Below are 26,039 nucleotides of genomic sequence, written 5' to 3'. Positions count from 1 at the left end.
CGCATTGATGCAATTCATGGAGAACGCGCATGTCCATTTCGAAAGGCGACAAGCTGCCCGCAGGCAAGCTGTTCAAACTGGGCGAGAATGGCCCCGCCGAGGTCGACACCGCCGAACTGTCGCAGGGCCGCGTGGCGATTTTCGCCGTGCCCGGCGCCTTCACCCCCACCTGCTCGAACAGCCACATGCCGAGCTTTGTGAAGAACGCTGACAAGTTCCGCGAAAAAGGCGTCTCGCGCGTCGTCTGCGTGACCGTCAACGACCCCTTCGTCGCGGGCGCATGGTCGAAAGCCACCGGCGCGGGTGATGCCGGGATCGAGGTGCTGGCCGATGCCGATGGCAGCTACACCAAGGCGCTTGGCCTGAACATCGAGGGCGCTGGCTGGGTCAATGGCCGCTCCAAGCGCTATGCGATGCTGGTCGACAACGGCACCGTGACCGAAATTCAGGTCGAGGAAGCCGCCGGGGCCTGCACGATTTCCTCGGGCGAGTCGCTGCTGGATCTGGTCTGAGGCGTCACGCTGAAGAAGCTGGTGAACTCCTGCGCGGCGACCGGATCGCCGTGCAGGGCAATGCGCCCCGCTGCCGCCAGGGCGGTGGGCGGAGGGCCATAGACGGCAGCAGCCAAGGCATTGCCGCTGCCCTCAAGCACGAAATCCGCATCCGGCGCGCGCACGGCGCGGACCTGCGGCAGGCCATTCGCGGACAAAACCACCTCGAACCCCTCGGTTCCTGACAGGAAGCCCGCGCGCAGTGGCGATCCCGCCGCCCGCGCCCGATCCACCGTTGCCGAAATGGAAATCATCAGCGCCGAGATGCTGATGAACTTGCGCGGATCATGGCCCGGCAGCAGCAAGGCCCAGCGGCACAGCTCTGTCAGCAGCGGGTGCAGCGCCCGGCCCAGATCGGTCAGCGTGTAAATTCCCAGCACCGGATCATGCGCGATGATCGCGGTCTGGGTCAGTTGCCCCAGTCTTTGCGTCAGCACGCTGGCGGTGATCCCGGGCATGCCCGCCCGTATCATCTGGAACCGCTTGGGCGCGAACATCAGTTCGCGCACGACCAGCAGCGCCCAACGGTCGCCGATGAAATTCAGGGCGTGGGCGCCAAGGCAGCCCTCGTCATAGCGGGTTCGCGGGGTTTGGCCGATCTCATTCATGTTTTCATATTAACAGTTGCTTTTTACTACTGCAACTGAGACCCTTCGACTCACCGGCGTTTCTTTCGCCGTCTGAGGAGGACGACAGATGACTTACTATTCCGGTTTTCTTCTGGCTGTACCGACCGAGAACAAGCAGAAATACATCGACCACGCCCGCATGGCCTGGCCCTATTTCAAGAAATGGGGCGCACAGCGCATGGTCGAGAACTGGGGCGTCGATGTGCCCCACGGCAAGGTCACTGATTTCTATATGGCGACCAAGGCCAAGGAGGATGAGACGATCCTGTTTTCCTGGATCGAATGGTCCGACAAGGAAACGGCCGACGCCGCCTATGCCAAGATGATGTCCGATCCCGACATGGCCAAGATGGGCGACATGCCCTTTGACGGGATGCGGATGATGTGGGGCGGGTTCGAACCCGTCGTGGACGAAAGCTGAGGGTGGGGCGATGTATCACGGAAAACCATGCTGGTTCGAGCTGTCCACCGCCAAGGGCGCGCTGGACGATGCCGGGGCCTTCTATGACAAGGTCTTTGGCTGGAAGATCAGCGACGCCGGAATGCCCGGCTTTACCTATCATCTGGCGCATTACGATGGCGGCCCGATTGCCGGGCTGATGGAGCGGCCCGAGGACTGCGCCGATGTCCCGCCCTTCTGGATGATCTATTTCGACGTGGACGATGCCGACGGTGCCGCTGCCAAGGTCAAGGCGCTGGGTGGCAAGGTCTTTCGCGAACCCGCCGACATTCCCGAAACCGGGCGTTTCGCCGTGCTGTCCGATCCGCAAGGCGTCGGTTTCGGCATCCTGCAACCGCTGGGCATGGACCCGAAACCGCCCGCCGATGCCGGGCCATGGAACCAGCAGAAGGAAAGCCACGGCAACTGGATCGAACTGATGTCCACCGATCCCGGCGCGGCCTTCGATTTCTACGCCGAGCTGTTCGGCTGGACCAAGTCGACGCCGGTCGACATGGGGCCGATGGGGACCTACCAGCTGTTCTCGTGGAACGGCGCGGATATCGGCGGCATGATGGGCTTGGGCAATTCGCCCGTGCCGAACTGGCTGCCCTATTTCGGCGTGAACGGAGTCGATGCCGCTATCGAGCGCATCACCTCGGGCGGGGGCACGCTGCTGCATGGCCCGGTCGAGGTGCCCGGCGGTGCCTTCATCGCTTTCTTCCGCGATCCGCAGGGGGCGCATTTCTCGGTCGTCGGACCGAAAGAGAACGCCTCATGATCCGCGCGGCGCTGATTGCGCTGGTTCTCTGCGCCGCCCCCGCGGCGGCGCAGGACTACAAACCCTCGGACGTGCCGCATGGGCAGAAAAACTATCACGCGGCGGGTCCGGGCAGCTATGCGCTGGACCCCTATCACAGCGCGGTCATCGCCCGCGTGCTGCATCTGGGCTTTTCCTACAGCGTGTTCCGCTTCGACAAGGTCAGTGGCACGCTGGACTGGAAGCCCGACGATCCGGCAGCCAGCAAGCTGGAGGTCGAGGTCGATGTGACCTCGATTTCCTCCCCGGTCGAGGGCTTTGCCGACGTCCTGCGGGGCAAGGACTATCTGGATACGGCCGCCAACCCGACCGCCCGCTTCGTGTCCGAAGGCTTTGTCGCCGAAAGCGACACCAGGGGCAGCGTCAACGGTCAGCTGACCCTGATGGGCAAGACCCATCCCGCGATTTTCGGGGTCGAACTGATCGGCGCGGGCAAGGGCTTCACCGGCGACGAAAACGGCAATCCGGTCATCCGCGACCTGATCGGGCTGCATGCGCAGACCCAGATCGACCCTCAAGCCTACGGCCTCAACGCATTCTTCACCGAGCCGATCCTGATCTCGATCGACGCGGAGTTCGCTCGAAAGGAATGACCCATGACACTCGTGATCACGACATTTGACTGGGTTCCCGACATCTCCAAGGGCTATGTGCGCGACATCCGTGTCCGCTGGGCCTGCGAGGAAGCGGGCCTGCCCTATCACGTCGAGACGACCAGCGTGCGGGAAAAGACCCTGCCTTACATGCTGCGCCAGCCCTTCGGGCAGGTGCCGATGGTCGATGACGGGGATATCTCGCTGTTCGAAAGCGGCGCGATCCTGCTGTATCTGGGCGACCGGCACGAGGCGCTGATCCCCCGCGATCCCCGCCAGCGGGCCGAGACGCAGCAATGGATGATCGCCGGGTTGAACACGCTGGAGCCGGTGATCATGGCCTTTTTCATGGCCAAGATCTCGGACCAAAACGAGACGGCGACCGGCCTGCTGCAACCCCGCCTGCAAGAACGCCTGCGCCAGCTGACCCCGGTTCTGGCCAAGCGCGAATTCATCGCCTCGGGCCGCTTTACCGCCGCCGACATCCTGATCTGCGAGGCGCTGCGGCTGGTCGCCCATATGGATGAGCTGGACCCCCATCCGGTGCTGACGGACTATGTGCAGCGAATGACCGCGCGCCCGGCCTTTCAGCAGGCGCTTGCCGCCCAGCTTGATCATTTCACCGAGGCCGCGTGATGCTGACCATCTATGGGCATCCGCTGTCATCCTATACCCAGAAGGTGCTGGTCGCGCTGTATGAAACCGGCGCGCCCTTCACCTTCCGCCAAATCGATCTGGGCGACCCCGAGGACCGCGCGCTGATGAAGCGGATCGAACCGATGGGCCGCATGCCCGGCCTGCGGGACGAGGCGCGCGGGGTGATCCTGTCGCAATCCTCGGTGATGATCGACTATGTCCAGCTGCATTATCCGGCGACGCGCAAGCTTCTGCCCGCCGATCCCGATGCGGCGTTTCTGGCGCGGCAATGGGACCGGTTCTTTGACTTTCAGGTCAATGGCATCGCTCAGCAGATCGTCGATGCGCGGCTGTTCATGGGCGAGGGGGCCGAGGCCCCGGTCAGCGCCTTTGCGCGCGACAAGCTGGATCTGGCCTATGACGCGCTGGACCACCATCTTCAGAACCGGGAATGGGCGGCTGGCGATTACGGCTTGGCCGATTGCGCAGCCTCTCCGGCGCTGTTCTATGCGGGTATCCTGCAGCCGTTCGGCGACCGTCCGGCGCTGTCAGCCTATTTCGAACGGCTTCTGGCGCGGCCCTCGTTCCACCGCGCCCGAACCGAGGCGCTGCCCTGCCTGAAGCTTTTCCCCTTCCCCGAGCTTATTCCGGCAAGGTTCCTGACCTAGCGCCTCTTGGCCTTTTGTCTGTGTTTCGCTATCCCCTTCGCGATCAAAGGGGTGACCAGATGGCCATGGAAAAGAACTTCGACGCGAATACCGCCGAGGCGCGGATCGCGGGTGAATGGGCGGCGAGCGATGCTTTTGCCGCGGGTGCCAACGCGAAACCGGGCGCCGAGAGCTTTTCGGTGGTGATCCCACCCCCGAACGTGACCGGCAGCCTGCATATCGGCCACGCGCTGAACAACACGCTGCAGGACATTCTGGTGCGCTGGCACCGGATGCGCGGCTTTGACACGCTGTGGCAGCCGGGTCAGGACCATGCTGGCATTGCGACCCAGATGGTGGTCGAGCGCCAGATGGCCCAGCGTCAGGAACCCAACCGCCGTGAGATCGGGCGCGAGGCATTCCTGCAGAAGGTCTGGGCGTGGAAACAGGAATCCGGCGACACCATCATCGAGCAGTTGAAGCGCCTTGGCGCCTCCTGCGACTGGTCGCGCAATGCCTTCACCATGTCGGGCGCTCCGGGTGCCCCTGCAGGTGAGGAAGGGAACTTCCACGACGCCGTGATCAAGGTCTTTGTCGAGATGCATGACAAGGGCCTGATCTATCGCGGCAAGCGGCTGGTCAACTGGGACCCCCATTTCGAGACCGCGATCTCGGATCTGGAAGTCGAGAACCGCGAAGTTCCCGGCCATATGTGGCATTTCAAATACCCGCTGGCCGGTGGCGCGACCTATGAATATGTCGAGCGCGATGAGGACGGCAACGTCACCCTGCGCGAGACCCGCGACTATATCAGCATCGCGACGACCCGGCCCGAAACCATGCTGGGCGACGGCGCGGTTGCGGTCCATCCTGACGACGCCCGCTATGCCCCGATCGTCGGCCAGTTGTGCGAAATTCCGGTCGGGCCGAAACAGCATCGCCGCCTGATCCCGATCATCACCGACGAGTATCCGGACCCGGATTTCGGCTCGGGCGCGGTCAAGATCACCGGCGCGCATGACTTCAACGACTACGGCGTTGCCATGCGCAACAACATCCCGCTTTACGCGCTGATGGATGGCAAGGGCGCGATGCGTCAGGACGGCCTGTCCTATGAGGAAAGCGCCGAGATCGCGACCCGCGCCGCCAATGGCGAGGATGTGGGCGATGTCTCGAACGTGAACCTCGTCCCCGAGGAGTTGCGCGGTCTGGACCGGTTCGAGGCCCGCAAGCTGGTCATCGAGCAGATCAGTGCCGAGGGTCTGGCCGTCACCTATCTGCACAAGGAAATCGAGAAAGAAACCGGCGCCGAGCATCTGGAACGCCGCGCGCTGGTCGATTCCAAGCCGATCATGCAGCCCTTTGGCGACCGTTCGGGCGTCGTCATCGAGCCGATGCTGACCGACCAGTGGTTCGTCGATACCGCCAAGATCGTCGGTCCGGCGCTCGACGCAGTGCGCTCGGGCCAGACCAAGATCCTGCCCGAGCAGCATGAGAAGGTCTATTTCCACTGGCTGGAAAATATCGAGCCTTGGACGATCAGCCGCCAGCTGTGGTGGGGCCACCAGATACCAGTCTGGTACGGTCTGAACCTGTCGCTGGAAGGTCAGGTCGATGATGACCATGACGGCGCGCTGGACGACGTGGAAATCTTTGCCCTGCTCGAAGAAGGTCTGGTCCATCGCGACGAGATCCACCACGCCGCCTCGGGCTTTGCCGATGTGGCCGAGAAGTTCCGCGACAGCATTGCCGGTCTGCCGCAGCCGCTGGAAATCGCCCGTGTCATCGAGGTTGCCAACCGCGAGGCCGCGGTGGACGCCTTTGCTCAGGGGCTGGCCGATTACAACTTGACGCAGGACCCGACCAAGCTGGTCTACCCGGTCTGGCGCGATCCCGACGTGCTGGACACGTGGTTCAGCTCGGGCCTGTGGCCGATCGGGACGCTGGGTTGGCCGGAACAGACGCCGGAGCTGGCGCGCTATTTCCCGACCAGCACGCTGATCACCGGCTTCGACATCATCTTCTTCTGGGTCGCCCGGATGATGATGATGCAACTGGCCGTCGTCGGGGACGTGCCCTTCCGCACGGTCTATGTCCACGGGCTGGTGCGCGACGAAAAAGGCGCGAAGATGTCGAAGTCGAAAGGCAATGTCATCGACCCGCTGACGCTGATCGACCAGTTCGGTGCCGACGCGCTGCGCTTTACCCTGACCTCGATGGCGGCGATGGGTCGCGACCCGAAGCTGGGTCCGAAGCATGTCGAGGCGAACCGCAACTTCGTCACCAAGATCTGGAACGCCACCCGCTTTGCCGAGATGAACGGCGTGAAGGGCGGCGTCGCCCGTCCGGAACCCAAGCATGTGGTGAACCGCTGGATCATCGCTGAACTGGCCCGCATCCGCATGGCGACCGATGAGGCGCTGGAAAGCTACCGCTTCAACGATGCCGCGACCGGGCTTTACGCCTTTGTCTGGGGCAAGGTCTGCGACTGGTATGTGGAATTCTCGAAGCCGCTGTTCGACGGTGAGCATCGCGAGGAAACGCAGGCCACGATGGGCTGGGTGCTGGACCAGTGCTACACCATGCTGCACCCGATCATGCCCTTCGTCACCGAAGAGCTTTGGGCGCTGACGGGCGAGCGTTCCAAGATGCTGGTCCATGGCGACTGGCCGGAATTCGGCGCGGAACTGATCGACGCCGAGGCTGATCGCCAGATGAACTGGGTGATTGCTCTGATCGAGAACATCCGCTCGGCCCGCGCCCAGATCGGCGTTCCGGCTGGCGCGCGCCCCGACCTGATCGTGACCGAGGCCGATGAGGCCGCCCGCGCCGCCTTGGCCGCGAACGGTCCGCTGATCGAGCGTCTGGCCCGCGTGAACCCGCCCGCTGACGGCGCGATGGGGCCGGGGATGATCTCGGTCGCGGCACTTGGGGCGAGCTTTGCCCTGCCGGTCGGCGAGATGATCGACGTAAAGGCGGAATCGGCGCGGCTGGAGAAATCGGTCGGCAAGACCGAGAAGGACGCGCAGGGCCTGCGCGGGCGCTTGTCGAACCCGAAATTCGTCGAGAATGCCGAGGCCGAGGTGATCGAGGAAACCCGCGAGAAGCTGGCCGCGCTTGAAGATGACGTGTCGCGCATCCGTGCCGCGCTGGCGCAGTTGCAGGCGATGTGACCCATGGGCCGCGCCGCTTTTGTGGCGCGGTTGCTGTTTGGGTATTTGAAAAACGGAGAAACCGAGGGGCCGCGCTTTACAGTGCGGCCCTGATCGTTTCGGCGATCATGGCGGGAACCTTGGCGGCCATGCCGACCGGAGGCAGGGTGATGCCGCGAAAACCTGCCTGCGCGAGGGCCTCTGGCAGGTCGTCGGTGACATGCTCGGCCCGCGTCGCGAATAGCGGCAGGCAGATGGATTGCGCGGGCAGGTTCGCGGCGGCGTCGGCGAGGTATGGTGGTTCCTCGATGAAGCCACAGGTTACGCGGAGCGGGAGAAGGTCTTGGGCCATTTTCTGCACGGCCTCGAAAGGCGCGCGTGAGCGGCCGGAGCCATGCGCGGCAAGCAGGATATGGGTGGTTTCCATTGGCCAACCCTGCGCCGCAGTCGCTTGTTCGATGAGGTCGCGGCACAAGGTGGGCAGACCCGGATCGTTGCCGAAAGGCGGCAGGATCCGGGCATTGGGCGCGCCGGACAGGCCAAGGCGGCGGGGCAGTTCGCTGCGGGTGAACCAGCCCTCGGCCATGAACATCGGATAGATCAGCGTGTCGTTATCTGCGACATCAAGCGCGCCGGGCATGGCCAGCGTCGCGCCCCGGACCTGATGGCCCGGTAGAAGCGCGGCGACGCTGGCGGCCAGTGTCTCGACCGCCTGTTGCTGCGGGCCGGGGTCACCCGGCTGGCCATGGGCGACGATCAGGACCTTAGGCACGGAAGGCGGCGGCGAAGGGCTCGGGAATGGCGAATTCGACCAGCGCGCGGGCGCGGGCGGTTTCCGACATCTTGCGCGCGGTCTTTTCGACGATGCGCTGTAACTCTTCCGCGTCGCGGCCTTCGGCGAAGGGGCCGAGATACCAGCGGATGAAGGTGAAGCAGGCGGCGTCTTCCAGTGCCTGCACGTCGCCGTCGCGCTTGATGCCCTGTTTGGTCAGCATCTTTTCGGCGTGCTGGATGTCGTCATCGGCATAACCCGCCTCGCGCATGATCCCGGCAATACGGGCGGCGTGGCGGCGGCCCTGCTCGGTGCGCCAAGCGAGGTAGCCGGGGCGGTCCATGGGGAAATCCTTGCGCGGTAGCAGCCAGCGCTCGACATGCTGGCCGCGGCAGGCGATGCGCAGCGGGTCCGAGGCCTCGGGGTAAAGCGCCTCTTGCTCGGCGCTCATGCGCTGGCCGTAAAGCAGGGCCTCGGGCTGGCCGTCTGTCAGGGTCGGGTCGGCGGAATTGGCCTTGTCGATGGCATCGAAAGCGGTCTGAAGGCGGGTCATGGGCGTCCTCTTTTTTGCCTATCATGGCGCGACCGGGTGCGGCGTCAACGCGGATTGCCGCACGAGAGGGGCGCGGCTAGGGTTTCGGTCATGGAATGGGCAGAATTTTCATTGGCCTTGGCGGCGTTTCTGGTCTCGCATGTGATCCCGGTGCGGTTCCGGGGGGCGCTGGTCGCGCGTTTCGGGCGACGGACCTATCTGGTCGGCTACAGCCTGCTGTCGCTGGCGTTGCTGTACTGGCTGATCGTGGCCTCGGGGCGGGCACCCTTTGTCGAGATCTGGCCGCAGGCGGGCTGGATGCGCTGGTTGGTGAATATCGCCATGCCGGTCGCGGTGCTGGCGGCCTGTCTGGGCGGCATGGTCGGGTTGATGGCGGGGGTCAGCCTATGGGCGGGGACGCATCTGCTGGCCAATGGCGAGCTGGCGCATGTGGTGCTGTTCGGGCTGCTTCTGGCCTATGCGCTGTTCGGCTTGGCGATGGGGCTGCGCCGTGGCGCCACCGTCAGGCTGGGCTGGCGACGCATCGTCGCGGCCCTGCTGATCTGGGCCGCGCTGTTCCATCTGCATCCGCTGGTCGTGGGGGTCAGTCCGCTGCCATAGGTGGGCGGAAGCCTTCGGGGATGCGGTCGCGGCCCTCAAGGATCAGATCGGCCAGCATTCCGGCGGCGGCCGGGGCCATGGCAAGGCCGATCTTGAAGCCGCCATTCGCCACGTAATGGCCGGGCCGTCCGGGCCAAGCGCCGACGATGGGCGCGCGGGACTTGGCGCGAGGGCGGATACCCGCCCAGCGATCCACCACCGGAGCATCGGCGAGAGCTGGGCAATAAAGCCGCGCCTTGGCGATCAATTCATCAAGCTGATGATCCGTCCCGGTATCCGTCGCGTCGCGCTCGGAGGTCGAGCCGATCGCCACCGTCCCATCGGAATGCGGCACGATATGCAGCCCATCGGCAAAGACCTGCGGCTGATCGCCAGCGTCGAATGCCAGCAGTGCCGACTGGCCCTTGACCCCGTTCCCGCCGAACGGCGCAAGGCCTGCGACGCCCGTGGCCCAGATCGCGGGGGCGTCGGGGGCGGGTGTGCCCTCGATGATCTCGCCGCCCTTGGCGCGGATGGCAGCGGCCAGCGCTGCCCCGGCGCGTCGCGGGCTGATCCGCGCGGTCAGGCGGTCGATCAGCCACAGGCCCGAGGGCGAGACCGGCACCAGACCGGCCTGAGGTCCGTCGGTCAGCTCCATCCCTGCCCAATCCGGCCAGTTCACCTTTGAGGCTGCGATCCGCTCGCGCATGCGATCCTCGGCCCCTTCGGCGACCGGCTGGATGCGACCGGTGCGGGCATAGCCGGGATCTGTGCCGCCGACACGCGCCACCTCGGCCCACCAGTCATGGGCACCGATCAGGGCATCCAACTGGATCTGCTTTTTTGGATTCCAGTTCTCGGGCGCATGAGGGGCCAGCGCGCCGACATGGCCGCCGGATGATCCCGCGCCGATCCGTGCTGCCTCAAAGACCTGCACAGGCTGGCCGCGCCGCAGCAGTTCCCATGCGCAGGCAAGGCCGAACACGCCTGCGCCCGCCACGTTGAGTTTTGCACTTGCCATCCCGCCACCCCATATCGCATCTGCCGTGAAAAAGGAGTTAGCGCTTATGGGCGAACACGACCAGAGCAGCGCCGATCTGGACTGGCGCGACGGGCAGATTCCGGTCTCGCGCCGCTTCGACGACCCTTATTTCAGCTTGAATGGCGGGCTGGAGGAAACGCGGCATGTGTTCCTGTCCGGCAATGACCTGCCACAGCGGTTGCAATCGGGCTTTCATGTCGCGGAACTGGGCTTTGGTACCGGGCTGAACCTGCTGGCATTGGCGCAGATCGCCAGCCAGCCCATCCGCTTCACCAGTTTCGAGGCCTTTCCGATGAGCCTTGAGGAACTGGCCCGCGCCCATGCCGCCTTTCCCGAGCTGGCCGATCTTTCCGCCCAGCTGCGCGAGGGCTGGCCCAGCCGCCGCTTTGTCGTGGGCATGGTTCAGGCCGAGATCATCGAGGCCGATGCGCGCGACGCGCTGCCCAGCTGGCAAGGTCAGGCCGATGCATGGTTTCTGGACGGATTTTCCCCGGCCAAGAACCCGGAGCTTTGGGGTGAGGATCTGATGACGCAGGTTGCCCGCCACACTGCGCCGGGCGGCACATTCGCGACCTATACCGCCGCTGGGCATGTGCGCCGCGCCTTGGCTGCGGCGGGGTTCAGCGTGGAACGCGCCCCCGGTTTCGCAGGCAAGCGGCACATGAGCCGGGGCGTGCTAGCGGCGGACCTCGGGGATGCGTGAGGGCGTATAGACCAAGGGCAGATGCGGCGGACGGCCCTGCGTTATCCGCCAGAAATCCCTGCCGCCCAGTCGCAGAAAGACCGGAACGGCAAAGATGATGCCCGCGACGAAGCCCGCCGCATGGGCGATATGGGCCACCCCGTCATCCTGCGCCAGCGCGGTCGAGAACAGTTGCAGCCCGAACCATGCCAGCAGCAGCACCCAGGCGGGGATAATGAAGCGCTTGATGATGATGATGATGATGGCGATGACCTCGACCCGCGCCTTCGGAAACAGCAGCAGATAGCCGCCCATCACCCCGGCAATGGCGCCGGATGCCCCGACCATCGGGATCGTGCTTTGCGGATCGCCCGCAATCTGGCCGATGGCGGCAGCGACCCCGCAGGCCAGATAGAACAGCAGGAAACCGGCATGGCCCATCTGGTCCTCAAGGTTGTCGCCAAAGACCCACAGGAACAGCATGTTGCCCGCGATATGCAGCAGGCCCGCATGCAGGAACATGTGGGTGACGATCCCCCAGGGCCATTCGCCATGCATGACCGCCGCCGGATACAGCGCCAGCCGGTCCCAGATCCCGGTCATGCCCCCCAGCAGCGGATCGGTCAGCAGGTAAAGCAGCACGTTCAGAAAGATCAGCCCGTTGCGGACATAGGGCGTGCGCTCGGAGGGGTTATGGTCTCGGATCGGGAACATCGTCGCGCCTTTGCTGGTCAGGCCCAAGGTGACGCATGGCGCAGGGCCACGCAAGCGGGCCTATTCGCGGCGCTTTGGCGCATATAGCATCAGGCCCGAATCCATGAGGAGGAGGGGCCATGAACAGCCTGACCGATCGCAAGAATGCCGCCATCTCGCGCGGAGTCGGCATGACGACGCAGATCTATGCCGAGCGCGCCGAGAATGCCGAGATCTGGGACAAGGACGGCAACCGCTATATCGATTTCGCCGCCGGGATCGCGGTGGTGAATACCGGCCACCGCCATCCCCGCGTGATCGAGGCGGTCAAGGCCCAGCTGGACCGCTTTACCCATACCTGCCATCAGGTCGTGCCTTATGAAAACTATGTCGCCCTGGCCGAGCGTCTGAACGATGCGGTGCCGGGTGACGGGCCGAAAAAGACCGCCTTCTACACCACCGGGGCCGAGGCGGTGGAAAATGCCATCAAGATCGCCCGACACTACACGGGCCGCGCGGGGATCGTGGCCTTTGCCGGGGGCTTTCATGGCCGTACCTTCATGGGCATGTCGCTGACCGGCAAGGTCCAGCCCTATAAGGCCGGTTTCGGGCCGATGATGAACGATGTCTGGCACCTGCCTTTCCCGAACCCGCTGCATGGCGTGACCCCCGAGGATGCGCTGGCGGCGCTGGACCGGCTGTTCAAGGCCGATATCGACCCCGCCCGCGTCGCCGCGATCATCATTGAGCCGGTGCAGGGCGAGGGCGGCTTCTATGAAGTCCCCACCGCCTTCGTCAAACGCCTGCGCGAGATATGCGACCAGTATTCGATCCTGCTGATCGCCGATGAGGTCCAGACCGGCTTTGCCCGCACCGGCAAGCTGTTCGCCATGGAGCATCACGGCGTCGCAGCCGATATCACCACCATGGCCAAGGGGCTGGGCGGTGGGTTGCCGATCAGCGCCGTCACCGGCCGGGCTGAGGTCATGGACAGCCCCGCACCGGGTGGCTTGGGGGGAACCTATGCCGGAAACCCGCTGGCCGTCGCCGCGGCCCATGCGGTGCTGGACGTGATCGCGGATGAGGGTCTGTGCGACCGCGCCACCCGTCTTGGCCAGCGCCTGAAGCAGCGTCTGGCCAGCCTGCGCGACGACGTGCCCGAGATCGTGGATATTCGCGGCCCCGGCTTCATGAACGCGGTCGAGTTCAATATGCCCGGCAGCGACAGCCCCAACCCGGAAATGGCGAACCGCGTCCGCGAACAGGCGCTGTCGCGCAACCTGATCCTGCTGACCTGCGGGGTTTACGGCAATGTCATCCGCTTCCTTGCGCCGCTGACCATCCCCGATGAGGTCTTCGACGAGGCGCTGGATATCCTTGAGGAATCGATCCGCGCCGCGCGCTAAAGCTTTTCGCCGGGCAGTTTGCTGGCTTGGGTCACCCAGTCGGCAAACTGCGCCTCATCCAGAGGCTCGGTTTCCGAGACATGCAGATAGCGCACCTTGGGCTGTTTCGAGCCGACCGGGGGCGGCGGAAGCAATTCGGCCCCGTCAAAGAAGCCGATCTTGACGTATTTCGCCATGCAATGCAGGCCAAGGAACCAGCGGCCTTCCTCGACCCCGTAAAGCGGCGAATTCCATTTCACCGCTTTGCGGATCTCGGGCAGGGTTTGGGTGATGACCCTGTCGATCTGCCACCCCACCGCCTGTTTCCAGTCCGGCATGGCACGAATGTAATCCTGAACGGGGGCGTCGCCGTAACCCTTGGCGATCTGGGGATTGCCGCCTGACAGCAGAACTGGCGCGGCTTTCTTGTCGGGCATCGGGAACCTCCGGCTGCGTCATGCTAGGATGACACAGCCGGGGGCATGGCCCAAGCGGTAGCTCAGGCCAGCGCCTTGGAGCCCATGTTCAGGAATTTCTGGCGGCGATCCTTGATGATCTCGGCGGGCTTCTTGCCCTCGAACTCGGCCAGCATCTCGGCGATGGCATTGCCAACGGCGGTGATCGCCTCGGAAGGCGCACGCTGCGCGCCGCCGACCGGCTCGGGGATGATGCGGTCGATCACGTCCAGCTTCTTCAGATCCTGCGCGGTCAGCTTCAGCGCATGCGCCGCCTCGCGCATTTTCTCGGCATCCTTCCACAGGATCGAGGCGCAGCCCTCGGGCGAGATCACCGAATAGATCGAATGTTCCAGCATGGCGATGCGGTTGGCGGTGGCAAAGGCCACAGCGCCGCCCGAACCGCCTTCGCCGATGACCACCGACACCAGCGGCACGCCGATCTGCAGGCATTTTTCGGTCGAGCGGGCGATGGCTTCGGATTGGCCGCGTTCCTCGGCCCCTTTGCCGGGATAGGCGCCGGGGGTGTCGACCAGCGAGATCACCGGCAGGCGGAAGCGGTCGGCCAGATCCATCAGGCGGATCGCCTTGCGATAGCCCTCGGGGCGGGCCATGCCGAAATTGTGGGTCAGGCGCGACTTGGTGTCATTGCCCTTTTCATGGCCGATGACCACGCAGGGTGCATCGCGGAAACGGGCCAGACCGCCCATGACGGCATGGTCTTCGCCAAAGGCACGGTCACCGGCGAGGGGGGTGTATTCCTCGAACAGCTGGGCGATGTAATCGCGGCAATGCGGGCGCTCGGGGTGGCGGGCCACCTGCGTCTTGCGCCAGGGGTCGAGCTGCTTGTACAGGTCGCGCAGCATCTCCTCGGCCTTCTTGTCGAGCGCGGCGGCCTCTTTTTCAAGGTCCACGCCTTCGCCCTTGCGCGCAAGAACGCGCAGTTCCTCGGCCTTGCCTTCCAGATCGGCAAGAGGCTTTTCGAACTCGAGATAGGTCATTCAGGGCTCCGCGTCGTCATCCGGTCGGGTTCGCGCTCTATATGATGGGCAAGTTGCGGGATTGCAACTTGCGCCTTACCAGCGGGACAGGGCGTCTTCGTCCGACTGGATCGCCTCGACCCATTCGCCGGGGCCGTCGGGGGTGATTTCGCGCTTCCAGAAGGGGGCGCGGGACTTCAGCCAGTCCATCAGATATTCCGCACCTTCAAAGGCGGCGGCGCGATGGCGCGAGGCGGTCGCGACCATCATGATCTGTTCGCCGGGCTCAAGGCGGCCATGGCGGTGAATGATCTTCCACTCGCTCAGCCCGAAACGCTCGGCGGCCTTTTCGCCGTAAGCGGTCAGTGCCTTTTCGGTCATGCCGGGGTAATGCTCGATTTCCAGCGCGACCAGACGGCCATCCTCATCGCGGACCAGCCCGGTAAAGGTCACGACCGCGCCTGCGCCCGTGCCGAAACCGGAAAGCTCGGTTCCAAGGTCAAAGGGGTCAAGCTGGACGCGGGCGGGCATGATCAGCCCCCTGTCATCGGCGGAAAGAAGGCGATCTCGCGTGCGCCAGCGATGGGCGCATCCAGATCGGCCAACTCCTGATCGACGGCCACGCGCACCGCCGACAGGTCGGAAAGGGCGCTCGCATGCCAGTCATCCATTCCCGAAAGCTGGGCGACAAGTTCGCGCACGGTTGCGGCTTGGGTTTCGACCTTTTCGCGCGGCTGGCCGATGCGTTCGCGCAGCCAGGCGAAGTAAAGCACGTCAACGACCATCGGGATCCCTCAGGAATGGGCGGGCCTTGTCGAAATAGTCCCAGCCGGTGATGGCGGTCAGGATGGCAGCGACCCAGATCAGCAGCAGTCCGAATTGCGTCGCCAAATCCGACCAGTTGTCCGACCAGGGCAGGCGGGTTTCGCCGACCAGAGGCGGATGGCCGACCTCATAATAGTTCAGCCCGGTGCCCAGAAACAGCACCGAGATGGCGGTCATCTGGGCGGTGGTTTTCCATTTGGCCAGCTTGGTGACCTGAAGCAGCTTGGCCTTATCGCCAAGGAATTCGCGCAGCCCCGAGACGAAGACCTCGCGGAACAGGATCACGGTCGAGGGCAGGATCAGCCAGGGGTTCATCCCCGAATAGCCGGTGATGATCACGACGGCGATGATGACCATGGCCTTGTCGGCGATGGGGTCCATCGCGGCACCGAATCGGCTTTCCTGCCCCCAGAGCCGGGCCAGATAGCCGTCGAACCAGTCGGTGATCGCGGCCACCAGAAACAGCACCAGCGCCGCGAAATCCGCAAAGGGCCGGCTGAGGAACAGAAACATCAGCGGAACCAGCGGGGCGGCCGCCAGACGCAGAACAGTCAGTAGGTTGGGCAAGGTCCAGCGCATGGGCCGCAATCTAGGCACTTGTTGTGGCGGGGGGAAGGGGGCGCAGCTTCGTGGGCGACAATGATCCTGCAGGACTTGTCCGCGGGTCGGTCTTTGGGTAAATCATGATTCGTGACGTAATAACATTACATTTAATGAAGGGCGAAACATGCGGGACAGGATGAACACGCAGCTTGGCGCGGCAATCATGGGGGCATTCATGCTGGGCGGCCTGGCGCAGGCCGCTTATGCCGAGACGGCGACTGCGGCGCATTCCCATGATCATGCACATGACCACGATCATGCGCATGACGCTGACGCGGCTATCGCCAAGGGGCGTTTCACCGATGAACGGATTCGTCCGCGCGCGCTTTCCGATTGGCAGGGCGACTGGCAATCGGTCTATCCCCATCTGCAGGCTGGCACGCTTGATCCGGTGATGGCGCATAAGGCCGAGCATGGCGACAAGACCACCGCCGAATACCGTGCCTATTACGAAACCGGCTACAAGACCGACATCGGGCGCATCACCATCGACGGCGACGAGGTCACCTTTCAAGGCGCGGGCGGTGCGGTCGCGGGCCACTATGCCAGCGACGGGTTCGAGATCCTGACCTACAAGGCTGGAAATCGCGGGGTTCGCTATGTCTTTGAAAAGACTTCGGGTGATCCGTCCGCGCCAAAATTCATCCAGTTCAGCGATCACGCGATCGCACCGGTCAAGGCCGGGCATTACCATCTGTATTGGGGCGATGATCGCGCCGCGTTGCTGGCCGAGGTGACGAACTGGCCGACCTATTACCCTGCCGCGCTGGACGGTGCGGGCATTCTTGCCGAGATGATGGCGCATTGAACGCAAGGGGGCGGCGTGGGGCGGCCCCTAACCGTTGTGGAAGTGGTCGATGATCTTCTGGGCCAGAGCCTCGCTGATGCCCTCGACCGCGACCAGATCGGCCAGACCGGCGCGGCTGACCGCCTTGGCGCTGCCGAAATGCTGAAGCAGGGCGCGCTTGCGGGCGGCTCCGACGCCGGTGATCTCGTCCAGCGGATTGGCCATGGTGGCCTTGGCGCGTTTGGCGCGGTGGGTGCCGATGGCCCAGCGATGCGCCTCGTCGCGCAGGCGCTGGATGAAATACAGCACCGGATCGTTCATCCGCAGGGCAAAGGGGCGTGCGCCGGGGCGGTGGAATTCCTCTTTGCCGTGGTCGCGGTCCTCGCCCTTGGCGACGCCGATCATCGGGATGTCCTCGACCCCCATTTCGGCCATGATCCCCTGCACCGCCGAGACCTGCCCTGCACCGCCGTCGATCAGCAGCAGGTCGGGCCAGATATCGGTCTGGCGGTCGGGGTCTTCCTTCAGCAGGCGGGCGAATCGGCGGGTCAGGACTTCCTTCATCATGCCGAAATCGTCGCCCGGCGTGATCTCGGTGCCCTTGATGTTGAACTTGCGATACTGGCTTTTGATCCAGCCCTCGGGGCCGGACACGACCATGCCGCCCACCGCATTCGTGCCCTGAATGTGGCTGTTGTCATAGATCTCGATGCGCTGCGGCGGTCCGGGCAGGTCAAAGGCATCGGCCAGCCCCTCCAGCAGACGCTGCTGGGCCGCGCTTTCCGACATGCGGCGGGCAAGGCTTTCGCGGGCATTGCGCAGGGCGTTTTCCACCAGCTCGGCCTTTTCGCCGCGCTGGGGCACGCCCAAGGTCACCTTGCGCCCGGCCTTTTCCGACAGCGCCTCGGTCATCAGGTCGGGGTCCTCGATACCATGCGACAGCAGGATCATCCGGGGCGGGATCTTGCCGTCATAGAATTGCACCAGGAACGCCTGCATCACCTCATCGGCGGATTCGACCCCGTTGAGCTTGGGGTAGAAGTCGCGATTGCCCCAGCTTTGGTTGCCGCGAATGAAGAAGACCTGCACGCAGGCCTGTCCGCCCTCGATATGCAGGGCGATCACATCCGCCTCGGGGACGCCGCGCGGGTTGATCGCCTGCACCGATTGCACGGCGGTCAGCGCCTTGATGCGGTCGCGAAGCGCGGCGGCGCGCTCATATTCCATCGCCTCGGCAGCCTCGGCCATCTCGCGGGCGAGGTCGGCCTGAATCCGGGTGGACTTGCCGCGCAGGAACAGTTCGGCGTCGGCGACCAGCTCGTTGTAATCGTCCTGACCGATCCGCCCGGTGCAGGGGGCCGAGCAGCGCTTGATCTGGAACAGCAGGCAGGGCCGCGTCCGGCTGGAAAAGGTCGCGTCCGTGCAGGATCGCAGCAGGAACACCCGCTGCAGCTGGTTCAGCGTCCGGTTCACCGCACCCGCGCTGGCAAAGGGGCCGTAATAGTCGCCCTTTTCCGACTTCGCGCCGCGATGCTTCTTGATCTGGGCAAAGGGGTGGGACTTGGCGACAAGGATATTGGGGAAACTTTTGTCGTCGCGCAGCAGCACGTTGTAGCGCGGCTTGAGCTGCTTGATCAGGTTCTGTTCAAGCAGAAGCGCCTCGGTCTCGGTGCGCGTGGTCAGGAACATCATCGAGCAGGTTTCGCGGATCATCCGCGCGATACGGCCCGAATGGCCGGTGCCGCGCGCATAGTTCGAAACCCGCGCTTTCAGATTGCGCGCCTTGCCGACGTAAAGCACCGCGCCTTGCGCATCCAGCATCCGATACACGCCGGGCGAGCCGTCAAGCGTGCGCAGATAGTCCTGGATCAGGGCCTGCCCGGTCCTGCCGGGCGCGTCGGGAATCGAAGAATCGGTCATGGCCTGTCAAATGAAATGATTCCCCGCCCCCGCTGCAAGTTCACGACGCGAAGATCAAGCTGAATCCTGTCCACGGAATCTGTGGATAAGTCTGTGAGTCTCCTTGGGAGCAATGGGTCTTCCGTGAGCGTTTGCTGGGGATTCATTGAGTTGCGCAAAAAATACGCAGTTTACTACAGCATTGATTTTCAATGGAATTTTTTATCAACGCAACAATCCCATGAAAACACACGCAGAATCGTCAACATCTTGCGGTCGATCCCGTCAAGGTGGACAACTTGTCGCGCCAAGGCTGAGGTGCGGCGCTATTCGTCAACCAGCGCATCCGGTGTCTGCCAGGCCAGATGCTGCCCGCCGTCCACACAGATCATCTGTCCGGTCACCGATCTGGCGTCCAGAAGGTAGCTGAGCGCGGCGCAGATATCCGTGGGACTCGCGCCGCGTTGCAGCACGGTAGCGGCGCGTTGCTGGGCGAACGCCTCGGGGTCTTGGCGGCTGCCCTGCAAGGTCGGACCGGGGCCGATGGCATTCACCCGGATCGCCGGAGCCAGCGCCTGTGCCGTGGTCTGTGTCAGCCACCACAGCCCGGCCTTGGCCAGCGAATAGGTGATGAAATCGGGCCGTGGCCGCTGCACCCGCTGGTCGATCATGTTGACGATCAGGGACTGCGCGAGGGGCTCGCCCTCGCTGATCTGGGCAGGTGCGGCCTGTGCGGCGAATTGCTGGGTCAGCATGAAGGGCGCGCGCAGGTTCGACGTCATGTGCCGGTCCCAGCTACCGCGGCTGGCATCATGGATGCTGTCCTGTTCAAAGACCGAGGCATTGTTGACCAGCAGCCGCAGCGGACCCATCGTCGCGGTAACACGGGGGATCAGCGCCTCGATCTGGTCCAGATCCAGCAGGTCGGCGGCAAAGACCTCGGCCCGGACGCCAAAGGCGCGGGCCTCGGTCGCGGTCCGTTCTGCTTCAACAGTCGATGCATGGCAGTGGATCGCGACATCATACCCGCGACGGGCCAGATGCAACACGATCTCGCGCCCGATCCTTTTCGCCCCGCCTGTGACCAGCGCGGTCATTCCAGTCCGTGCCGCGTCGGTCATTTATAGGGAATTCCCAGAATGCGGGCGATGATCCGGCGCACCCCCGGTCCGGCGGCCAGCGCCAGCGCGATGATGATCAGCAGGCATAGCAAGACGGTCTTGATCATCAGCCCCTCGCGTCGAAGCGGGCGAAAGCCGCGCGTTCCTCAAGCGTTTCCATCACATCCCCGGCCGACAGGCCGAAACGCCGCAGCAGCGGCACGCGCTGACCATAGGTCAGGAAACGCACATCCTTGCCGTAAAGCTCGCGCATCTTGGGGACAAGATGCGCGATGCCATCGGCAAGGCCAAGCTGGACGGCCTCGGACCCGACCCAGATATCGCCGGTGAACAGGTCGCGATCCGAAGGCAGCTTGGACCCGCGACGGGACCTGATCTGCGCCTTGAAGGCCTCGTGAATGGGCAGCAGCAGGCTGTTGAGCCGCTCGATATCCTCGGGTTTCTCGGGGCGGAACGGGTCCAACAGCGATTTCGACTGGCCGGCGGTGTGAACGCGCCGCTCGATTCCGTGGCGGGCGATCAGTTCGGAAAAGCCGAAACCGGCCGAGATTACCCCGATCGAACCCAGAACCGAGCTTTCATCCGCCCAGATGAAATCCGCGCTGGAGGCCAGCCAATAGCCGCCCGAAGCCGCGACATCCTCGACAAAGGCATGGACCGGGACGTGGTGTTCCTCGGACAGGCGGCGGATGCGCGCGCCGATCAGGCTGGATTGCACCGGTGAGCCGCCGGGCGAGTTGACGACCAGCGCGACGGCCTTGGGCTTGCGGCGTTTGAAGGCGCGTTCCAGCAGCGGCGCAAGGCCTGCATCGGACAGGCCGTTGCCACGGGTCGACGCACCGATCACGCCCTGCAGACGGATGACGGCGACCGAGGCGGGGCGGTTCAGGAAGGGGATTTTCATGCGTTACCAGATAGGAACGAGGACGGGGTTCGGCAAGGTTCAGTCCCGGCTGCCCTGAAAGGCGATGACCTCGGTACGGTCGGGCATGGCGTCGCCCGCGCCGTGGCGTGTGACCTGAACGGCGGCGGCCGCGGCGGCGTGACGCAACGCAGTCGGGATGTCCTCGCCACGGGCAAGACCCGCCGCAAACCAGCCGGTGAAGCAGTCTCCGGCCCCGGTCGTGTCCAGTGCCTCGACCGGATAGGCGGGTTGGCGGAAGGTCTCCCCGGTCGAAAGGTCGCGGTACTCGGCCCCCGCCGCGCCGCGCGTGACCAGCAGGCCCTGCACGGGCAGATCCTCGCCAAAGGCGGCAAAGGCCTCGGCGGCCTCGACCTCGTTCACCGACAGGATCGAGATATGGGGCAGGACGACGCGCAGCGCCTCGATTTCGAAGGGGGCTGCGGAATAGATCACGGTTGCGCCCGCCGCGCGTGCCTGTGCGGCGGCCTCGGGTTGAAGGTTGGTTTCGTTCTGCATCAGCAGGATGTCGCCCGGCCCGATGCCGGTCAGGTGACGGACCAAGGTTTCATCGGGCAGCGACTGGTTCGCGCCGCCATGCAGGATGATCGAATTCTCACCGCCGGTCTCGACCAAGATGATCGCATGACCGGTGACCTGATGGGGCAGACGTGCGATGTGGTCGGTTTCGACCCCGGCTTGGGACAGGCGGTCCAGAACCCAATCGTCGGCCGTGCCCATCGCGCCCAGATGCACGACCCTTGCCCCCGCGCGTGCTGCGGCGACCGACTGGTTCGCGCCCTTGCCGCCCAGCCCATGCGACAGGTCGCGGGAATGGATGGTCTCGCCCGAGCGGGGCAGGCTCGCCAGCCGATAGACATGATCGATATTGATCGAGCCGAGGTTATAGATCGTCATCATCGCATCCTTGAGCCGCTGGGTCGGTATCTGAACGGCGATACCCGGATTTGTCCAGCGCCCGGAATGCAGAACGCGCCCCTAAGGGCGCGTTCCGGTGTCACGATGAAGCTTCGATCACTCGGGCTTGCGGCCGTTCTTGATCGGCGCCCACAGCTTCTTGTTGGTCAGATACAGCAGCGAGGCCAGCAGGATCAGGAACAGCACCGAGACCATGCCGACCTGCTTGCGGTCCATCATCTTCGGCTCGGCCGTCCACATCAGGAAGGCTGCGACGTCGCGGGCCATCTGGTCCACGCTTGCCTCGGTCCCGTCCTCATAGGTGACCTGACCTTCGGTCAGCGGCTGCGGCATCTTGATCCAACGGGTCGAGAAAGCCGCGTTGTGATAGAAGGTGCTGCCCGCCTCTTCCTTGGTTTCACCGTCATAGCCGGTCAGGATGGCGTGGATGTATTCCGGCCCGCCGATGCCCCGGAACAGTTGCGAGATGCCGGTGCCGTAAGGGCCATGGAAGCCCGCACGGGCCTTGGCCATCAGCGACAGGTCCGGACCCATGCCTTCGCCCGAAACGGTCGGGAAATGGTCGGTGGGCGTGCGCGGGCGATCCTCGCCGGTTTCGGCGTCGGTGATGTCCAGATTGGCCGCATAGGCGCGGACCTGATCTTCGGGCAGGCCGGGGCCGCCACTGTCGCCCAGCGTGCGCAGGGGGACATAGCGCAGCCCGTGGCAGGCCGAGCAGACCTCGGTATAGACCTGCAAGCCACGCTGCAATTGATGCTGGTCGAAGCTGCCGAAGGGGCCTTCGAAGCTGAACGAGATGTCCTCGATATGCGGGGCGGCGTGGGTGTCCTCGGCGGCCTCGGCATGACCGCCCTCGGCGGCGGCATGTTCCGCAGCAGGTGCCTCGGTCGCGGCGGCTGCGGGTGCTTCGGCAGCCGCAGGGGCGGCCTCGGGTTCCGCAGCCGGAGCGTCAGTCGGTGCCTCGGCTGCGGGCTGTTCTGCTGCTGCCGGGGCCTCGGTCGGCGTCGCTGCAGCCGGGACAACCGGTGCCTCGGCCGGAGCGGTTGGCTCGGCGGTAGCCGCAGCATCAGCTGCAGGCTCGGCCGGGGCCGCAGTTTCTGCCGGTGCTGCCGCCGGAGCCGCAGCGGGTGCGGCTTCGGGGGGTGCTGCCGGAGCCGGAGCCGGGGCCGGTTCGGCCGCGGGCGCTTCGACCGGAGCCGGAGTTGCCGCAACCGCGGGTGCCTCGGTCGCGGCAGGTGCCGCAGCCGGGGCGGGCGTGGTCGTGCCGCTGTGATAGCTGGAACCTGCCGGGGCCGTCGTGCCGGGCGCTGTCGAGGCGTCCTGCGCGACCGCAGCCCCCGTCAGGGCAACGGTCAGCGCCGCAACGGCCGTGAGCGTCGTATTTCTCAGGGTCATTGGTGCCTCTCCTTACTCGGCAGGATGGGTTTTGGCGCCGTAATGGGCGTCGAAGTCTTCCTCGATGGTCGAGGGCATCGGGTCAGGCTTCTCGATGATGCCGAGCAACGGAAGGATCACGAGGAAATAGGCGAACCAATAGGCCGCACCCGCCAGCGCGATATAGGGATAGATCCCCTCGGCTGGCATGGCGCCCACCCACATCAGCACGACGAAATCGACGGCGAGGATCCAGAACCACCATTTGAACAGTGGACGGAACCGGCCCGAACGCACGCGCGAGGTATCCAGCCACGGCACCAGCGCCATGACCAGGATCGCGCCGAACATCGCCAGAACGCCGAAGAACTTGGCGTCGATGATGCCGAAGGACAGCCAGTTCACCAGCATCACCACCCAGACATCGGCGGTGAAGGCACGCAGGATCGCGTAGAAGGGCAGGAAATACCATTCCGGCACGATATGGGCGGGCGTGGCCAGCGGGTTCGCCTCGGTATAGTTGTCGGGGTGGCCCAGATAGTTCGGCATGAAGCCGACCACCGCAAAGAAGATCACCAGCACGATCGCCAGGCCGACGAAGTCCTTGATCACGAAATAGGGCCAGAAGGGCAGGGTGTCCTTCTTGGCCTCTTCCTTCGAGGTCCGGCGCACTTCAACGCCCGAGGGGTTGTTGTTGCCGGTGGTGTGGAAGGCCCAGATATGGACCACGACCAGCGCCGCGATCACGAAGGGCAGCAGATAATGCAGCGAGAAAAAGCGGTTGAGCGTGGCGTTATCGACCGCAGGTCCGCCCAGCAGCCAGGTCTGGATCGACTGGCCAATGCCCGGAATCGCGCCGAACAGACCGGTGATCACCGTCGCGCCCCAGAAGGACATCTGCCCCCAGGGCAGCACATAGCCCATGAAGGCGGTGCCCATCATCATCAGATAGATCAGCATGCCGACGATCCAGGTCACCTCGCGCGGGGCCTTGTACGAGCCGTAGTAAAGACCGCGGAAGATGTGGATATAGACGGCAAAGAAGAACAGAGACGCGCCGTTTGCATGCAGATAGCGCAGCATATGGCCGCCGTTCACGTCGCGCATGATGTGTTCGACCGAGGCGAAGGCCATGTCGACATGCGGCGTGTAATGCATCACCAGCACCACGCCGGTCGCGATCTGCATCACAAGGCAGAAGGCCAGCACGATGCCCCAGATCCACCACCAGTTCAGGTTCTTGGGGGTAGGGATCATGATCGTGTCGTAAAGCAGGCCGATCACGGGAAGGCGGCGGTGAAGCCAGCGCTCGGGTTCCGATTTCGGCTCGTAATGGTCGTGGGGAATTCCGGCCATATGCGCCTCCTCAGCCCAACTGGATGGTGGTTTCGTTGACGAAGACAGAGACCGGGATATGCAGGTTCTGCGGTGCCGGGCCTTTGCGGATGCGTCCCGCCGTATCGTAATGCGAGCCGTGGCAGGGGCAGAACCAGCCGCCGAAATCGCCGGCGCCATCGCCGATCGGGACGCAACCCAGATGGGTGCAGACCCCCAGCATGACCAGCCACTCGCCCGCCTCGTCGAGGGTGCGGTTCTGGTCAAGCGCGGGTTCGTCCGGCTTGTTGGCGTTCTCGGCGCTTTGGTCGATCAGCTGGTTCAGCTCGACATCGCGGCCTTTCTGGATCTCATCTTCAGTCCGGCGGCGGATGAACACGGGCTTGCCCAGCCATTTGACGGTCAGCTGGGTGCCGGTCTCGACGCCGCTGACATCGACCTGGATCGAGGCGAGCGCCTGAACGTCGGCCGAAGGGTTCATCTGGTTGACAAGGGTCCAGGCGGCAGCGCCGGCCGCGACGGCGCCGGCACCGGCGGTCGCGAAATAGAGGAAATCCCTCCGGGTGGCACCGCTGTCTCCTGCGTGGTCGTCTGCGTGGGACACGGGTCTGATCTCCATTCTTGCCCCGGTGAGGGGCCGATACGACAGAGTGGGGCCGTGATGTGCACTTCCCCCTCCCTGGCGAATGTGTAGCGGTCAAATTTCTGTCAGTCTAGCGCGGGGGGTAGGGCAGCAGGTCGCAACCCCGCGCAGGTGTGGGATTTTGGTTTCGGGTTCCACGCGGTGCGATCACTGCGGATGGGTCACAGCAGCCCTTCGGCACGAAAGCTGAGTTCGCGCGACTTGCCGATGATCAGGTGGTCATGGACGGTAATGCCCATGACCTCGGCCGCGGCGCAGATGCGGGTGGTCATGGTGATGTCGGCCTGCGAGGGCGTCGGATCGCCGGAAGGGTGGTTGTGGACCAGGATCAAGGCGCTGGCGGTCAGTTCCAATGCCCGGCGCATGATCTCTCGCGGGTAGACGGGGACATGGTCAACGGTGCCGCGGGCCTGTTCCTCATCGGCGATCAGCACGTTCTTGCGATCAAGGTAAAGCACGCGGAATTGCTCGATCTCGCCATGCGCCATGGCGGTGTGGCAGTAATCCAGCAACGCGTCCCAACTGGTCAGCACCGGGCGGTGCATGACGCGCGAGCGCGCCAGACGCTGGGCCGCCGCCTCGACGATCTTCAGTTCCTGAATGACGGAATCACCGACCCCGGGAATGGCCTTGAGCCGGGGCACCGAGGCTGAAAGCACCCGGTTGAAGTCCCCGAAGGTGTCGATCAGTTGCCGAGCGAGGGGTTTCACATCCTGACGCGGAATCGCCCGGAACAGCACCAGTTCCAGTAACTCGTAATCGGGCATGGCCTCGGCCCCGCCCTGCATGAAACGGTCGCGCAGACGCTTGCGATGGTCGGAGATGTAGCTGGGTAGTCGCCCGGATAGCAGCGCCGCCTGCGTCACTTCGTCGCTGGCGGGTGCTGGACCGGCCGCGGGGGAGGCGACCGGTGCGAAAAGCGGCAATGGGGCTTCGTTGAATGAGCGATTCGGGTCCATGCCCGAATGCTGCCACAGGCGTGGTAAACGGGCCGTTAATCCGGC

29 protein-coding genes are annotated in these 26,039 nt (G+C 64.5%); 11 read left to right on the top strand and 18 right to left on the bottom strand.

All coding sequences use genetic code 11. The annotated features are described in order from the left end of the window. Positions 1 to 29: 29 nt before the first annotated feature. Complete coding sequence (locus IB235_RS04815) at positions 30 to 512, top strand: peroxiredoxin (RefSeq protein WP_155038443.1); 483 nt, start codon at positions 30 to 32, stop codon at positions 510 to 512. Here IB235_RS04815 and IB235_RS04810 read toward each other — a convergent pair. Next, positions 446 to 1,159: a winged helix-turn-helix transcriptional regulator gene (locus tag IB235_RS04810; RefSeq protein ID WP_155038442.1), complete on the bottom strand. Its 714-nt coding sequence runs from the start codon at positions 1,157 to 1,159 to the stop codon at positions 446 to 448. The genes IB235_RS04815 and IB235_RS04810 overlap by 67 nt on opposite strands. 88 nt (positions 1,160 to 1,247) lie before the next feature. On the opposite strand from IB235_RS04810, the gene IB235_RS04805 reads away from it, so the two are divergent. From IB235_RS04805 to IB235_RS04780, 6 genes are read left to right on the top strand one after another with little or no spacing between them, the layout of a single operon-like run. Beyond that, positions 1,248 to 1,601 carry a DUF1428 domain-containing protein gene (locus IB235_RS04805; RefSeq protein ID WP_192335849.1) on the top strand — a complete coding sequence of 118 codons (354 nt, stop codon included), beginning with the start codon at positions 1,248 to 1,250 and terminating at the stop codon, positions 1,599 to 1,601. Positions 1,602 to 1,611: 10 nt separating this feature from the next. Further along, positions 1,612 to 2,400 (top strand): VOC family protein, encoded by a 789-nt coding sequence (locus IB235_RS04800; protein ID WP_192335848.1) that lies wholly within the window; start codon positions 1,612 to 1,614, stop codon positions 2,398 to 2,400. Continuing rightward, on the top strand, positions 2,397 to 3,032 hold the full coding sequence (locus tag IB235_RS04795) for a YceI family protein (protein ID WP_192335847.1): 636 nt from the start codon (positions 2,397 to 2,399) through the stop codon (positions 3,030 to 3,032). Before IB235_RS04800 ends, IB235_RS04795 begins: the two co-directional genes overlap by 4 nt. A gap of 3 nt (positions 3,033 to 3,035) precedes the next feature. Beyond that, positions 3,036 to 3,668 carry a glutathione S-transferase family protein gene (locus tag IB235_RS04790; protein WP_192335846.1) on the top strand — a complete coding sequence of 211 codons (633 nt, stop codon included), beginning with the start codon at positions 3,036 to 3,038 and terminating at the stop codon, positions 3,666 to 3,668. Next, positions 3,668 to 4,336 carry a glutathione S-transferase family protein gene (locus tag IB235_RS04785; protein WP_225612040.1) on the top strand — a complete coding sequence of 223 codons (669 nt, stop codon included), beginning with the start codon at positions 3,668 to 3,670 and terminating at the stop codon, positions 4,334 to 4,336. Before IB235_RS04790 ends, IB235_RS04785 begins: the two co-directional genes overlap by 1 nt. Positions 4,337 to 4,395: 59 nt before the next feature. After that, positions 4,396 to 7,488, top strand: coding sequence for a valine--tRNA ligase (locus tag IB235_RS04780; protein WP_192335844.1), 3,093 nt, complete (start codon positions 4,396 to 4,398; stop codon positions 7,486 to 7,488). A gap of 76 nt (positions 7,489 to 7,564) precedes the next feature. On the opposite strand, the gene IB235_RS04775 is transcribed toward IB235_RS04780, so the two are convergent. Next, on the bottom strand, positions 7,565 to 8,239 hold the full coding sequence (locus IB235_RS04775; RefSeq protein WP_192335843.1) for a CbiX/SirB N-terminal domain-containing protein: 675 nt from the start codon (positions 8,237 to 8,239) through the stop codon (positions 7,565 to 7,567). Then, positions 8,232 to 8,792: a DUF4202 domain-containing protein gene (locus tag IB235_RS04770; RefSeq protein WP_192335842.1), complete on the bottom strand. Its 561-nt coding sequence runs from the start codon at positions 8,790 to 8,792 to the stop codon at positions 8,232 to 8,234. Before IB235_RS04770 ends, IB235_RS04775 begins: the two co-directional genes overlap by 8 nt. 90 nt (positions 8,793 to 8,882) lie before the next feature. Between IB235_RS04770 and IB235_RS04765 the strand changes: the two genes are divergently transcribed. Beyond that, entirely contained in the window at positions 8,883 to 9,392 is a 510-nt protein-coding gene (locus IB235_RS04765) for an NnrU family protein (protein WP_192335841.1), read from the top strand. On the opposite strand, the gene IB235_RS04760 is transcribed toward IB235_RS04765, so the two are convergent. Continuing rightward, a complete protein-coding gene (locus IB235_RS04760; RefSeq protein WP_192335840.1) occupies positions 9,376 to 10,392 on the bottom strand; it encodes an FAD-binding oxidoreductase in 1,017 nt (338 codons plus the stop codon). The two genes, IB235_RS04765 and IB235_RS04760, sit on opposite strands and share 17 nt — an antisense overlap. Before the next feature lie 46 nt (positions 10,393 to 10,438). On the opposite strand from IB235_RS04760, the gene mnmD reads away from it, so the two are divergent. Next, a complete protein-coding gene (gene mnmD, locus IB235_RS04755; protein WP_192335839.1) occupies positions 10,439 to 11,116 on the top strand; it encodes a tRNA (5-methylaminomethyl-2-thiouridine)(34)-methyltransferase MnmD in 678 nt (225 codons plus the stop codon). On the opposite strand, the gene IB235_RS04750 is transcribed toward mnmD, so the two are convergent. Beyond that, positions 11,090 to 11,809: a rhomboid family intramembrane serine protease gene (locus IB235_RS04750; RefSeq protein ID WP_155038431.1), complete on the bottom strand. Its 720-nt coding sequence runs from the start codon at positions 11,807 to 11,809 to the stop codon at positions 11,090 to 11,092. The two genes, mnmD and IB235_RS04750, sit on opposite strands and share 27 nt — an antisense overlap. Before the next feature lie 119 nt (positions 11,810 to 11,928). Here IB235_RS04750 and IB235_RS04745 point away from each other — a divergent pair, with 119 nt between their 5' ends. Continuing rightward, complete coding sequence (locus IB235_RS04745) at positions 11,929 to 13,194, top strand: 4-aminobutyrate--2-oxoglutarate transaminase (RefSeq protein ID WP_192335838.1); 1,266 nt, start codon at positions 11,929 to 11,931, stop codon at positions 13,192 to 13,194. On the opposite strand, the gene IB235_RS04740 is transcribed toward IB235_RS04745, so the two are convergent. The 5 genes from IB235_RS04740 to pgsA all read right to left on the bottom strand — a co-directional run bounded on the left by IB235_RS04740 (position 13,191) and on the right by pgsA (position 16,012). Further along, positions 13,191 to 13,610, bottom strand: a complete 420-nt coding sequence (locus tag IB235_RS04740; protein WP_192335837.1) for a DUF1801 domain-containing protein — start codon at positions 13,608 to 13,610, stop codon at positions 13,191 to 13,193. The genes IB235_RS04745 and IB235_RS04740 overlap by 4 nt on opposite strands. A 62-nt stretch (positions 13,611 to 13,672) precedes the next feature. Then, entirely contained in the window at positions 13,673 to 14,629 is a 957-nt protein-coding gene (locus IB235_RS04735) for an acetyl-CoA carboxylase carboxyltransferase subunit alpha (RefSeq protein ID WP_155038428.1), read from the bottom strand. Between the two features lie 75 nt (positions 14,630 to 14,704). After that, positions 14,705 to 15,139, bottom strand: coding sequence for a molybdenum cofactor biosynthesis protein MoaE (locus tag IB235_RS04730; protein WP_192335836.1), 435 nt, complete (start codon positions 15,137 to 15,139; stop codon positions 14,705 to 14,707). Between the two features lie 2 nt (positions 15,140 to 15,141). Beyond that, positions 15,142 to 15,393 carry a molybdopterin converting factor subunit 1 gene (moaD, locus tag IB235_RS04725; RefSeq protein ID WP_192335835.1) on the bottom strand — a complete coding sequence of 84 codons (252 nt, stop codon included), beginning with the start codon at positions 15,391 to 15,393 and terminating at the stop codon, positions 15,142 to 15,144. Then, a complete protein-coding gene (pgsA, locus tag IB235_RS04720) occupies positions 15,383 to 16,012 on the bottom strand; it encodes a CDP-diacylglycerol--glycerol-3-phosphate 3-phosphatidyltransferase (protein ID WP_155038425.1) in 630 nt (209 codons plus the stop codon). Before pgsA ends, moaD begins: the two co-directional genes overlap by 11 nt. A gap of 148 nt (positions 16,013 to 16,160) precedes the next feature. Between pgsA and IB235_RS04715 the strand changes: the two genes are divergently transcribed. Further along, a complete protein-coding gene (locus IB235_RS04715; RefSeq protein WP_192335834.1) occupies positions 16,161 to 16,844 on the top strand; it encodes a metal-binding protein ZinT in 684 nt (227 codons plus the stop codon). 27 nt (positions 16,845 to 16,871) lie between these two features. Here the strand turns inward: IB235_RS04715 and uvrC are convergent, their stop codons facing one another. From uvrC to radC, 8 genes are all read right to left on the bottom strand, one after another. Next, a complete protein-coding gene (gene uvrC / locus IB235_RS04710) occupies positions 16,872 to 18,743 on the bottom strand; it encodes an excinuclease ABC subunit UvrC (RefSeq protein ID WP_155038423.1) in 1,872 nt (623 codons plus the stop codon). A gap of 305 nt (positions 18,744 to 19,048) precedes the next feature. Then, positions 19,049 to 19,819, bottom strand: coding sequence for an SDR family oxidoreductase (locus IB235_RS04705; RefSeq protein ID WP_192335924.1), 771 nt, complete (start codon positions 19,817 to 19,819; stop codon positions 19,049 to 19,051). 130 nt (positions 19,820 to 19,949) lie between these two features. Then, positions 19,950 to 20,747, bottom strand: a complete 798-nt coding sequence (locus IB235_RS04700; RefSeq protein ID WP_192335833.1) for a S49 family peptidase — start codon at positions 20,745 to 20,747, stop codon at positions 19,950 to 19,952. A 39-nt stretch (positions 20,748 to 20,786) separates the two neighbouring features. Beyond that, positions 20,787 to 21,662 carry a PfkB family carbohydrate kinase gene (locus tag IB235_RS04695; RefSeq protein WP_192335832.1) on the bottom strand — a complete coding sequence of 292 codons (876 nt, stop codon included), beginning with the start codon at positions 21,660 to 21,662 and terminating at the stop codon, positions 20,787 to 20,789. 117 nt (positions 21,663 to 21,779) lie between these two features. Next, on the bottom strand, positions 21,780 to 23,078 hold the full coding sequence (locus tag IB235_RS25720; RefSeq protein ID WP_192335831.1) for a cytochrome c1: 1,299 nt from the start codon (positions 23,076 to 23,078) through the stop codon (positions 21,780 to 21,782). A gap of 12 nt (positions 23,079 to 23,090) precedes the next feature. After that, entirely contained in the window at positions 23,091 to 24,413 is a 1,323-nt protein-coding gene (petB, locus tag IB235_RS04685; RefSeq protein WP_155038418.1) for a cytochrome b, read from the bottom strand. Between the two features lie 10 nt (positions 24,414 to 24,423). Beyond that, on the bottom strand, positions 24,424 to 24,996 hold the full coding sequence (gene petA / locus IB235_RS04680; RefSeq protein WP_192335830.1) for a ubiquinol-cytochrome c reductase iron-sulfur subunit: 573 nt from the start codon (positions 24,994 to 24,996) through the stop codon (positions 24,424 to 24,426). Between the two features lie 200 nt (positions 24,997 to 25,196). Then, positions 25,197 to 25,994 carry a DNA repair protein RadC gene (gene radC / locus IB235_RS04675; protein WP_155038416.1) on the bottom strand — a complete coding sequence of 266 codons (798 nt, stop codon included), beginning with the start codon at positions 25,992 to 25,994 and terminating at the stop codon, positions 25,197 to 25,199. Positions 25,995 to 26,039: the final 45 nt, after the last annotated feature.

This window comes from Paracoccus sp. PAR01 (assembly GCF_014851995.1).
Taxonomy (GTDB): domain Bacteria; phylum Pseudomonadota; class Alphaproteobacteria; order Rhodobacterales; family Rhodobacteraceae; genus Paracoccus; species Paracoccus litorisediminis.
This window is presented reverse-complemented; position numbering and strand designations above follow the sequence as displayed.